This window comes from Rhizobium sp. SEMIA 4085 (genome assembly GCF_013004495.1).
GTDB classification, from domain to species: Bacteria; Pseudomonadota; Alphaproteobacteria; order Rhizobiales; family Rhizobiaceae; genus Rhizobium; species Rhizobium gallicum.
Genome location: NZ_JABEPH010000015.1, coordinates 20,909 through 32,196, shown reverse-complemented (window position 1 = coordinate 32,196; position 11,288 = coordinate 20,909). Strand labels below are relative to the sequence as shown.

Annotated in this window: 12 protein-coding genes; 10 read left to right on the top strand and 2 right to left on the bottom strand. The window is 60.4% G+C overall.

All coding sequences use genetic code 11. The annotated features are described in order from the left end of the window. Positions 1-349, bottom strand: a 349-nt coding sequence (locus C9413_RS03270; RefSeq protein ID WP_170250181.1) for an Lrp/AsnC family transcriptional regulator, incomplete at its 3' end; no start/stop codon positions are given. A gap of 100 nt (positions 350-449) precedes the next feature. Between C9413_RS03270 and C9413_RS03265 the strand changes: the two genes are divergently transcribed. The 10 genes from C9413_RS03265 (at position 450) to doeB (ending at position 10,017) form a co-directional block, all read left to right on the top strand. Then, the gene (locus C9413_RS03265) at positions 450-1,835 is read left to right on the top strand and encodes a PLP-dependent aminotransferase family protein (RefSeq protein WP_052451941.1); all 1,386 of its coding nucleotides are present in this window, start codon (positions 450-452) and stop codon (positions 1,833-1,835) included. 120 nt (positions 1,836-1,955) lie between these two features. Further along, positions 1,956-2,741, top strand: coding sequence for an ectoine/hydroxyectoine ABC transporter ATP-binding protein EhuA (ehuA, locus tag C9413_RS03260; RefSeq protein WP_040116240.1), 786 nt, complete (start codon positions 1,956-1,958; stop codon positions 2,739-2,741). 50 nt (positions 2,742-2,791) lie between these two features. Next, positions 2,792-3,631 (top strand): ectoine/hydroxyectoine ABC transporter substrate-binding protein EhuB, encoded by an 840-nt coding sequence (ehuB, locus tag C9413_RS03255; protein WP_040116239.1) that lies wholly within the window; start codon positions 2,792-2,794, stop codon positions 3,629-3,631. Between the two features lie 69 nt (positions 3,632-3,700). Then, positions 3,701-4,360 carry an ectoine/hydroxyectoine ABC transporter permease subunit EhuC gene (gene ehuC, locus C9413_RS03250; protein ID WP_040116238.1) on the top strand — a complete coding sequence of 220 codons (660 nt, stop codon included), beginning with the start codon at positions 3,701-3,703 and terminating at the stop codon, positions 4,358-4,360. Positions 4,361-4,364: 4 nt separating this feature from the next. Then, positions 4,365-5,024 carry an ectoine/hydroxyectoine ABC transporter permease subunit EhuD gene (gene ehuD / locus C9413_RS03245; protein WP_040116237.1) on the top strand — a complete coding sequence of 220 codons (660 nt, stop codon included), beginning with the start codon at positions 4,365-4,367 and terminating at the stop codon, positions 5,022-5,024. A gap of 1 nt (position 5,025) precedes the next feature. Continuing rightward, positions 5,026-5,802 carry an ectoine utilization protein EutA gene (eutA, locus tag C9413_RS03240; protein ID WP_170250180.1) on the top strand — a complete coding sequence of 259 codons (777 nt, stop codon included), beginning with the start codon at positions 5,026-5,028 and terminating at the stop codon, positions 5,800-5,802. A 4-nt stretch (positions 5,803-5,806) separates the two neighbouring features. Then, positions 5,807-6,808 carry a hydroxyectoine utilization dehydratase EutB gene (gene eutB / locus C9413_RS03235; RefSeq protein ID WP_040116235.1) on the top strand — a complete coding sequence of 334 codons (1,002 nt, stop codon included), beginning with the start codon at positions 5,807-5,809 and terminating at the stop codon, positions 6,806-6,808. Continuing rightward, positions 6,805-7,797 (top strand): ectoine utilization protein EutC, encoded by a 993-nt coding sequence (gene eutC / locus C9413_RS03230; protein WP_040116234.1) that lies wholly within the window; start codon positions 6,805-6,807, stop codon positions 7,795-7,797. Before eutB ends, eutC begins: the two co-directional genes overlap by 4 nt. 32 nt (positions 7,798-7,829) lie before the next feature. Further along, positions 7,830-9,011, top strand: coding sequence for an ectoine hydrolase DoeA (gene doeA, locus C9413_RS03225; protein ID WP_040116233.1), 1,182 nt, complete (start codon positions 7,830-7,832; stop codon positions 9,009-9,011). A gap of 7 nt (positions 9,012-9,018) precedes the next feature. Beyond that, on the top strand, positions 9,019-10,017 hold the full coding sequence (gene doeB / locus C9413_RS03220) for a N(2)-acetyl-L-2,4-diaminobutanoate deacetylase DoeB (protein WP_040116717.1): 999 nt from the start codon (positions 9,019-9,021) through the stop codon (positions 10,015-10,017). A 120-nt stretch (positions 10,018-10,137) separates the two neighbouring features. Here the strand turns inward: doeB and C9413_RS03215 are convergent, their stop codons facing one another. Continuing rightward, positions 10,138-11,175: a class I SAM-dependent methyltransferase gene (locus tag C9413_RS03215; RefSeq protein WP_040116232.1), complete on the bottom strand. Its 1,038-nt coding sequence runs from the start codon at positions 11,173-11,175 to the stop codon at positions 10,138-10,140. Positions 11,176-11,288: the final 113 nt, after the last annotated feature.

The following is an 11,288-nucleotide window of genomic DNA, read 5'->3' as shown; positions in this document are numbered from 1 at the left end:
CGTCTATGTCGGGTTCTGCAATCTTCAGGAAATAGTCGATCCCCCCGCCGACCGACCAGCAGCCGATGACTTCCGGAATGGTCGCAATCACGCGTTCGAAGCGCTCGAAGTCGCTCTGGCGATGATTGGCGAGCGCCACTTCCACCATGACGCTCGCAACTGGGGCGATCCGGCGAAGCGCGACGCGGGCATGGTAGCCGGTAACGATGCCTGCCTTTTCCAGTTTTCTAAGCCGCATCCAGCAAGGTGTCGGCGACAGGCCGGCCTTTTCGGCAAGCGCCAGCTTGGTGATGCGTCCGTCACGCTGAATGGCGTCGAGGATACGCAGATCGATGGCGTCGAGTTTCATGGCATTCCCGGCTGCGCAAATCATTCCAAAGGTGAGGAAAAGACAATGGGAGCGCATTTTGCCATTGTCAATTGAACTGATTTTCACCAGTGTTTATATCATGACAAATTGGCGCCCCGATCCCTCCCAGCTTCGACGGCCGGCTTATCTTTCGCTTGCCGAGCAGATTGCCCGCGCGATTGCCGACGGAAAGCTTTCGGACGGTGACCGGCTGCCGCCGCATCGAAAGATGGCCGACGACCTGCAGCTTTCCGTGCAGACGGTGAGCCGGGCCTACGACGAATTGATCCGACGCGGGCTGATAGCGGGGGAGATCGGTCGCGGCAGCTTCGTGCAGACGCAGCCGCGCGAGCCCGAACCGCCCTACCTGCCCGAGCGGCTCGGGGAGGTGATCGACCTTTCGATCCTCAAGCCGGTCTGCGAGCAGCTCCATCTTGAAAAAATGCGCCAAGCCTTCGCCTGGCTGTCGGAGAATCTTCCATCAAGTTCGGCCCTGTCTTTCAGACCGAACATGGTCTTTCCGCGTCACCGCGCCATTGCCGCGGACTGGCTGTCGCGCTGCGGTCTGGACGTTTCTCCGCTGAATATCTGCCTGACGAATGGTGCGACCTCCGGCATGACCGTCGCGCTGATGAGCGTTGCCCCGCCTGGCTCCACCGTTGCGACCGAAGCAATCAGCCACCATACACTCGTGCCGCTCTCCACCTATCTCGGCCTTCATCTGGAAGGTTTGGCCATTGACGAGGAGGGCATGATCCCCGAAGCACTCGACGAGGCTTGCCGCAAGGGGCCGATTCGCGCGGTCTTTCTGCAGCCGTCCGTCATCAACCCGATGGCGGCCCTGATGAGCGCCAAGCGCCGGCAGCAGCTTGCCGATGTCGCCGCGCGCCACGACATCGCGATCATCGAAAACGACATCCTGGGTCCGCTGGTGGAGGATCGCGCGCCGCCGATTGCCGCTTTTGCGCCGGAGCGCACGCTCTATGTCACGAGCTTCACGAAGATCACCGTACCGGGCTTGCGCATCGGCTATCTCGCAGCGCCGGACCGCTACGTCGCCGCCGTTGCCAACCGCCATCTCGTTTCGAGCTGGATGGCGACGCCGGCGATTGCCGAAATCGCCACCCGCTGGGTAAGCGACGGCACGGCGCTGGAGCTTGTCAGGTGGCAGCGCGAGGCGCTGAAGAGCCGACACGCGATCGCCGCAGAAACGCTGACGGGCCTTGCCTATCGCGCCCATCCCCAAAGCCTACACGTCTGGCTGCCGCTTTCGGGGGCCCATCAGGAGGAAACCTTCGTGTCGCAGGCCCGCCTGCGCGGCGTCGCGATTGCGCCCGGCACCTCTTTCAGGACCGCCGACCAGGGGTGGACGCCCGCCGTGCGCATCTCACTCGGCTCGACCACGGAAAACGAATTGCGCACCGGCCTTGGGGTCGTCGCATCTCTGGCGCAAGGAAATCCCGAGGCGCTGCTGCTTGCGATTTGACGCTACTGCTCGCGAAATGAGCAGCGTCAGAATAATTGTCATGATATTATTTTGCGAATTGACATGATTTGGATCGGCCGTCATCGTTAGTGCATTGCCTGTCTCAACAGGGAGAGATGAATGACGGCGCCGATCATCCGCATCGACAACATCGTCAAGAAGTACGGTCCACTGACCGTGCTCGACGGCTTGTCGATGAATGTCATGCCGGGCGAGAAGCTGGCTCTGATCGGGCCGTCCGGATCGGGAAAGACGACCATCCTGCGCATCCTGATGACGCTTGAATCGATTAGCGGCGGTCATATCGAGATCGACGGCGAGCAGCTCTATCACATGCCGCGCGGCAAGGAGCTTGTCCCGGCAGACGAGCGCCACTTGCATCGCATGCGTGAGAAGATCGGCATGGTCTTCCAGCACTTCAATCTGTTTCCCCACAAATGTGTCCTCGACAACGTGACGCTTGCGCCGATGCTGACGAAAGGCATCAAGCGCGCGGATGCGCAAAAGCGGGCGATGGAACTCCTGGACATGGTCGGCATGGCTGACAAGGCCAAGAGCGTTCCTGCCCAATTGTCCGGCGGCCAGAAGCAGCGTGTCGCAATCGCCAGGGCGCTGGCGTTGTCACCGAAGATCATGCTCTTCGACGAGGTGACATCGGCGCTTGATCCCGAACTCGTCGAGGAGGTCTTGAGCGTCATGAAGCACCTCGCGTCGGAAACCGACATGACGATGCTACTCGTCACGCACGAAATGGGCTTCGCCCACGATTTTGCCGATCGCGTGCTCTTTTTCGACCGCGGCAAGATCGTCGAGGAAGGCAGTCCCAACGACATTTTCCGAAATCCGACGCAGGAGCGGACGCAAACCTTCCTGCGCAAGATCATCGCGGCCGGACATCGCATCTGACCGCTATGCAGCCTCAAGCAATAATCCAAGGAAAACCAGGAGCAGGGAACATGAAAAAGACAATTCTTCTAGGTGCAGCCGCATTGTCCGCACTTCTTTCGGCAGCAATTGGGCCAGCACAGGCCGTCGATCTCGAAGAGCTGAAAGAGCAGGGCTTTGCCCGCATCGCCATCGCAAACGAGCCGCCGTTCACCTCGGTCGGCGCGGACGGAAAGGTGTCGGGCGCTGCACCCGACGTTGCACGGGTGATCTTCGAACGCCTCGGCGTCAAGGAAGTCGTCGCCTCGATTTCCGAATATGGCGCGATGATCCCGGGCCTGCAGGCTGGCCGCCACGATGCGATCACCGCCGGCCTCTTCATGAAGCCCGAGCGTTGTGCTGCTGTCGCCTATTCGGAGCCGATGCTCTGCGACGCGGAGGCCTTCGCCGTCAAGAAGGGCAACCCGCTGAAGCTCAAGAGCTATAAGGATATCGCCGACAATGCGGATGCCAAGATCGGCGCACCCGGCGGCGGCACGGAAGAAAAGCTCGCGCTTGAGGCCGGCGTGCCGCGCGATCGCGTCATCGTCGTTCCGGACGGCCAGAGCGGCATCAAGATGCTGCAGGATGGGCGCATCGACGCCTACTCCCTGCCGGTTTTGTCGATCCACGATCTGATGGCCAAGGCCAATGATGCTAACCTTGAGACGGTTGCACCGGTCTTGGGCGCGCCCGTCTATTGCGATGGTGCGGCCTTCCGCAAACAGGACGTTGCCCTTCGCGACGCCTATGACGTCGAGCTCAAGAAGATGAAGGAATCGGGCGAGTTCGCAAAGATCATCGAGCCCTACGGCTTCTCGGCCGCGGCCGCAATGTCGACCAGCCGCGAAAAGCTCTGCGCAGCAAAGTAAGCCTGCGGACGTCCGGCTCCGTCAACGAGCGGAGCCGGTTCCTCAATTTCCTGAAAGGGACCCGTCCAGATGTCGGTATGGTCCGGCTACCTCACATTGATCCTGGAAGGTGCGCTCGTCACCATTAAGCTCACGCTCATGGGATCGGCATTGGCGCTTGTCATGGCATTCGTTGCTGGGCTTGCGCGGCTGTCGCGCTTCTTCGCCGTGCGGGCGCTTGCAACAGTCTATATCGAGTTCTTTCGCGGCACCTCGATCTTCGTGCAGCTTTTCTGGGTCTATTTCGTGCTGCCCTTTGCCGGGCTCACCCTGACACCGCTCCAGGCAGGCGTTCTTGCTCTCGGACTGAATGTCGGCGCCTATGCGGCAGAAGTCGTTCGCGGTGCCGTCAAGGCGATCGGGCGCGAACAGAGCGAAGCCTGCATCGCGCTCAACCTGTCGCGCTACCAGCGCATGCGCTACATCATCCTGCCGCAGGCGCTGCCCTTGATGCTGCCGACCTTCTGCAACAATGCGATCGAACTTCTGAAAGGAACCGCCGTCGTCTCGCTGATCTCGCTGACGGATCTGACGTTCCAGGCGCAGGTCGTGCGGGCACAGACGGGCAATACGCTGATACCGTTTGCGACCATTCTCGTTCTCTACTTCCTGATGGCCTGGGCAATTTCGACTGCGATGCGCTGGCTTGAGCGGCGCATGAGCCGCGGTCTCGACGGAATGAGGATCTAGATCGATGGAATGGGACTGGGATTTCGTCTGGCAGATCATGCCGACGCTCATCGAAGGCTTCAAGATCACCATCCTTGCGACGGTACTCGGTGCGGCGGTTGCGGCCATCCTGGGCCTTGCGATCGCGCTTTTGCGGCGTTCGCCGATCACCGCGGTATCGCGCGGCGTCGGCTTCTTCTCCGAATTCATCCGCGGCACGCCGCTTTTGGTGCAGCTCTACTTCATCTTCTACGTGCTGCCGGATATCGGCATCAGACTTGCGCCCCTCGTCGCCGGCGTCATCGGCCTTGGCCTCCATTATGCGACCTATACCGCCGAAGTCTACCGCGCCGGCATCGAGAATGTGCCGCGTGGGCAGTGGGAAGCGGCAAAGGCTACGAACCTCACGACCCGCCAGGCATGGATCCATATCATCCTGCCGCAGGCGATCCCTCCGATGATCCCGGCACTCGCCAATTATTTCATCGCGATGTTCAAGGAGACGCCGCTGCTTTCGGCAATCACGGTGCTCGAACTGATGAACCAGGCCAAGAGCATCGCCAACAGCAACTACCGCTATATCGAGCCGATGACGCTGGTCGGTATCTTTTTCCTAGCGATCAGCCTGATCTCGGTGATCGGGCTGCGCTGGCTCGAAGAGCGTTACGCTCGGACGGAAGACTGAGATGACAATGATCGATATCCAGATGGCAAGCCGCCGTCCGCGGCTGGACGAGCGCCCCTTGGAAAAGCGCGTGGGCCTTGTGATCCTTGCAACCGACCATACGACGGAAGTTGACTTCCAGCGGATGGTCGCGAGCAATCGCATCGGCGTCTATGTGAGCCGCATCCATTACGCCAATCCGACGACGCCGGAAAACCTCCTGAATATGCAGCCTTCGCTGACGGCAGGAGCAGGTCTCATCCTGCCAGGCGAACCGCTCGATGCGATCATCTATTCATGCACGTCGGCATCGGTCGTCATCGGTGATGCCAGGGTCGAGGCTGCAATCGCTGCTGCAAAGCCCGGCGTGCCGGTCGTCACGCCAACGGCGGCAGCGGTCGACGCCCTGCGCGCCTTCGGCGCAAAAAGAATATCGGTCCTGACGCCCTACACCGTCGAAACAAGCAGGCCGATGGCGGACTATTTTGCAGAGCTCGGCTTCGAAATAGACCGATTCACCTGCCTTGGGTTCACCGACGACCGCGAGATGGCGCGCATTGCGCCGGACGAGATCGCGGCGCTTGCACTTGACGCCACTGCGCCAGCCTCCGATGCCCTGTTCATCTCCTGTACGGCGCTGCGTGCCGCCCAGGTCGCAGGCAGGATCGAACGGAAGAGCGGCAAGCCGGTGGTCAGCAGCAATCTGGCGACTGCCTGGGCCTGCCTGAGGCTTTGCGGCGAGGATCAAGCCTGGCCGCAGGTCGCCCGTCTCATGACGATGCCTTATCCGGAATATTGATGACATGACCACGTCTTTGCCAGTCACCCTCCGGGACATCATTCTTGCGTCCGAGCGCATCTCCAACCAGGTCCGAAAAACCCCGATCATAAGGTCGGAGGCGCTCAGCGAACGTGTGGGCACAGCCGTCTACCTGAAGCTCGAACACCAGCAGATTACCGGCAGTTTCAAGCTGCGCGGCGCCACCAATGCCGTGCTCTCACTTAAGGCAGAGGAGAAGGCGCGCGGCGTCGTTGCCGCCTCGACCGGCAATCACGGGCGCGCGCTTGCCTATGCCGCGAGGGCGGCGGGTTCCACGGCGACGATCTGCATGTCGCGGCTGGTTCCCGAAAACAAAGTGGCCGAGATCCGCCGGCTCGGCGCAAATGTCCGAATCATCGGGCGCTCGCAAGACGACGCCCAGTTGGAGGTCGACCGTCTTGTACAAGACGATGGGCTGGTCGCGGTCCCACCCTTTGATGACGCCAGGGTGATTGCGGGGCAGGGGTCACTCGGGCTGGAAGTCTTCAAGGATTGCCCCGAGGCCGCAACGGTCCTCGTGCCGCTGTCGGGCGGCGGTCTCGCGTCTGGTGTCGCAGCCGCGCTTAAAGCGATCAATCCGGACGTTGGCATCATCGGCCTCACCATGGAGCGGGGTGCCGCCATGAAGGCAAGCCTTGAGGCAGGGCGTCCGGTGGAGGTCCAGGAAGAGGAGAGCTTTGCCGATTCCCTAGGTGGCGGCATCGGCCTCGACAACCAACTCACTTTCTCGATGTGCCGCGACCTGCTTGATGACGTCGTTCTTCTGAGCGAGCCGGAGATCGCCGCAGGCATGCGTCACGCCTATTCAATGGAAGGCGAGGTGATCGAGGGAGCGGGTGCTGTCGGGGTTGCGGCGCTGCTTGCCGGCAAGATCGAGATCACCGGGCCGGTGGTTGCGATCCTGTCAGGCCGCAATGTCGACATGGAGCAGCATCGAAGCGTGATCAACGGCGCGACCGCGCCTATCAGAAAGGATGTGGCATGAGCTCCATGGTCATTCTGACGGAATCAGATCTCCGGAAGATCATCGGCCTCGACCTTGACGCGGTCGCCTGCGTCGAAGACGCCTTTAAAGCGCTGGCGACGAAAGCTGTCTCCATGCCCCCGATCCTGAGGCTCGACGTTCCGGAACATCGTGGCGAAGTCGATGTGAAGACGGCCTATGTTCCAGGCATCGAAAGCTTCGCCATCAAGATAAGTCCCGGCTTCTTCGACAATCCCAAAATCGGGCTTGCGAGCACGAACGGGATGATGGTGCTGCTTTCCAGCAGAACCGGCCTTGTTCAAGCGCTGCTCCTCGACAACGGCTACCTCACCGATGTGAGAACCGCGGCTGCAGGAGCGGTCGCAGCAAAGCATCTGTCTCGCGACAATTCGAAGGTCGCGGCGATCTTCGGGGCCGGTATGCAGGCGAAACTGCAGCTCGAGGCGCTGATGCTGGTACGGCCGATCCGCGAGGCGCGGATCTGGGCGCGCGATTTTGCCAAGGCGCAAGGGGTTGCCGTTCAGCTTACGAAGGCGCTTGGGGTAGCCGTCACCGCGGTGGCGGACCCGAAGAATGCGGTCGCTGGCGCCGACGTCATCGTCACGACCACACCTTCTGAAACGCCGATCCTGAAAGCCGAATGGTTGGAGGCCGGCCAGCATGTGACGGCCATGGGTTCTGATGCGGAACACAAGAACGAGATTGACCCCGTCGCAATCGCCAAAGCCTGGCTCTATGTCGCCGACAGCCTGAAGCAGACGCGCCGTCTGGGCGAACTTCACCACGCGATCGCAACAGGCACGGTTGCCGCCGACGCGGCATTTCCGGAGCTCGGACAGATCGTATCCGGTCAACGTCGGGGCCGTTCGGACGCCACGCAAATCACGATCGCAGACCTGACCGGCACCGGCATCCAGGACACCGCCATCGCCACGCTTGCCTTTGCGCGAGCCAACGCCGCCAAGGCCGGAACCATATTCGAAAGCTGACCGGTGCGGCACCGGACAAGGGAGAAAAGACCATGAGTGAGCCTAAACTCAAATTTTCGCGCGAGGAATACAGTGCCCGCCTCGACAAGACCCGAAAGGCGATGGAAGCCAAGGGCATCGAATTGTTGATCGTCAGCGATCCATCGAACATGGCCTGGCTGACCGGCTATGACGGCTGGTCCTTCTATGTGCATCAGGCAGTGATCGTGCCGCCGTCGGGCGAACCGATCTGGTTCGGCCGCGGGCAGGACGCCAATGGCGCGAAGCTCACCGCCTACCTGAAACACGAAAACATCATCGGCTATCCCGATCACTACGTGCAGTCGACCGAGCGGCACCCGATGGATTACCTCTCCGGCACTTTGACGGACCGCGGCCTCAGTAAGATTTCGATCGGCGTCGAGATGGACAATTACTGGTTTTCGGCGGCAGCCTTCGCTTCGCTGCAGAAGCATCTGCCGAATGCCCGTTTCGTCGACGCGACGGCGCTCGTCAACTGGCAGCGCGCCGTCAAGAGCGAGACGGAAGTCAAATATATGCGCAATGCCGCCCGCATTGTCGAAGCCATGCATCAGCGCATCTTCGACAAGATCGAAGTCGGCATGCGCAAATGCGATCTCGTCGCAGAGATCTATGATGCAGGGACAAGGGGCGTCGACGGGATCGGCGGGGATTACCCGGCCATCGTGCCTTTGCTGCCGTCGGGCGTGGAGGCCTCTGCCCCGCATCTCACCTGGGATGACCGGCCGTTGAAACGGGGCGAGGGAACCTTCTTCGAGATCGCCGGCTGCTATAATCGCTACCATCTGCCGCTTTCGCGCACCGTTTTCCTCGGCAAGCCGACGCAGGCTTTTCTCGATGCGGAAAAAGCAACGCTCGAAGGCATGGAAGCCGGCCTTGCAGTCGCAAAGCCCGGCAATACCTGCGAAGACATCGCCAATGCCTTCTTTGCGGTCCTGAAAAAATACGGGATCGTGAAGGACAATCGCACCGGTTATCCGATCGGGCTTTCCTATCCGCCGGATTGGGGCGAGCGGACCATGAGCCTGCGTCCCGGCGACAAGACGGAATTGAAACCCGGCATGACCTTCCATTTCATGACAGGTCTCTGGCTCGAAGACATGGGCTTCGAGACGACCGAAAGCATTCTGATCACGAAGACTGGCGTCGAGTGCCTCGCCAATGTGCCGCGAAAGTTGATGGTCAAGGACTGATAGGATGATGAGCGATACAATAATGCGCCCATCGCCGATCAGTGCGACGGTCGATTTCGAGGCGGACGGCGTTCAACATGGTTTCTTGCGGCTGCCCTACAGCCGCGATGATTCGGCATGGGGATCGGTCATGATCCCGGTCACCGTCATGAAAAACGGCCGCGGTCCGACCGCTCTTTTGACAGGCGGCAATCACGGCGATGAGTATGAAGGGCCGATCGCACTCTTCGATCTTGCCCGCACGCTTCGGGCAGAAGAGGTCAAAGGCCGCGTCATCATCGTGCCCGCCATGAACTACCCGGCGTTCCTGTCGCAGACCAGAACCTCGCCGATCGACAAGGGCAATATGAACCGCAGCTTTCCGGGCAGGCCGGACGGCACGGTCACTCAGAAAATCGCCGATTACTTCCAGCGGATCCTCCTGCCGCTTGCCGATATCGTGCTCGACTTCCATTCGGGCGGCAGGACACTCGATTTTCTGCCCTTCTGCGCTGCCCACATTCTTCCAGACAAGAAACAGGAGGCAAAGGGTTTCGAGTTCGTTCAGGCGTTCGGCGCGCCCTACTCGATGAAGATGCTGGAGATCGACGCCGTCGGCATGTACGACACGGCCGCCGAGGAGATGGGCAAAATCTTCATCACCACCGAGCTCGGCGGCGGCGGGACCGCGACGGCGAAAAGCGCCGCTATTGCCAAACGCGGGGTAATGAACGTTCTAACGCATGCCGGCATCGTTGAGGGTGTTGTCGACGAGCAGCCCACCCAGTGGCTCGACATGCCGGATGGAGACTGCTTCCTCTTCGCAGAGGACGCCGGGCTCGTCGAATTTGCAGTCGACCTCGGCGGGGCCGTGAGAAAGGGTGAGGTTGTCGCTCGCATCCATCCGGTCGGAAGAACCGGTGGTCTTCCGGTCGAGCTCTGCTCAAAAATGACGGGCATCCTCGCTGCACGGCATTTTCCGGGACTGATAAAACCGGGCGATTGCGCCGCGGTCCTTGCGGTTTGAACCTGCAGAGATGGTTCAAGCGCCGCGCAAAGGCGCTGTTGCTGGCTCTTCACGACCGCCGTTCCGGGAGCGGCGGTCGAGGCGATCTATGTCTCAGGCGCCCTGTATCAGCCTCGAACTTCAGGTCTGCAGGATCGCGTAGAGGACGTTTCTGTTTTCGCCGAACTCCACCTTTGCGTCAAACCGATCCTGATTTGGAAGGCCCCCTATAATCGACCACATCTCCGATTCAGAGCGCCATAGAAGAGCCCAATTCATGAACGTTTCCATATATCCCTCGACGTGTATGTCGCGCGCGAAGTTGGCGAACAGAAATTGGCCGCCGGGCTTGAGCATCTGCAGACAACGTTCGGTAAGCTTCACTGCCACATTGTGCGCAAGGTAGTCGTAGAGGCCGGCCGCGTAGATAAAGTCAAAACGGCCCAGTTGCTGAGAACGTGACAAGAGCGTGCGCACGGAGCCATTGATGGCCTCGACCGGACTTCCGGCAAAGTCACGCGCCACTGATCCGACACTGAGCGGGTCTTGGTCGAGCGCCACCCATCGACTGATCGCGCCGTCTTGCAACGCTTTCGACTGGTCCGCTTCCCTCAGATGTCCAGCGGCGATCGTCAGGATCTCGGTGTCGCCCGGCCGGGCAGATGCGATGGCGTCCACCTTTGCGGTCAGAAGGTTCCGCCTTTCGCGCACAGCGACAGATGACGAAGCTTGCTTTGTGTATGCATAAACATCCCGCCCCAGAGCGGAAGCCTGCTCGATTGCCGGGCTCATGCTCGGATGCTCATAAATAAAGTCGAGAAGTTGAGCGTCGCCCGAGTAGCCGCGAGGTTTTTCGAAGGACCAGCGGGTCAGGGGATCTTCAAGAAGATGGGCAGCGACGGGATGTTCGCGAGCAATCGGCGTGAGGCGCTGCCAGACGGAGGAGGGCAGTTTTTGCCTCAGGTCACTTAGCCGCGTCGTCAGATCGCGGACGATTTCTGCCGCCGGCAAGCGGTTTTGGAATTGCTGCTCGCTTAAGGAGAGCAAAACGGCCAGTTCTGCACGCCCTTCAATGAAGCGTTCTTGCAGATACCCGCTGTCTGATAATTTTGAACTTCCCGCGATGAGATCAGGGGTGACGAGGCTAACTCCGTCGAGAGCTGTCTGAAATCGGTTCACTGTGTTGTTTCCGTTAATATTAAGCTAACTATAGAAAAAGAAATTGTCTCGCGCTAGAGTTTAATAAATGGCGCAATAGCGGAAAATCGGTAACCCATTTGTGACCCGGCAAC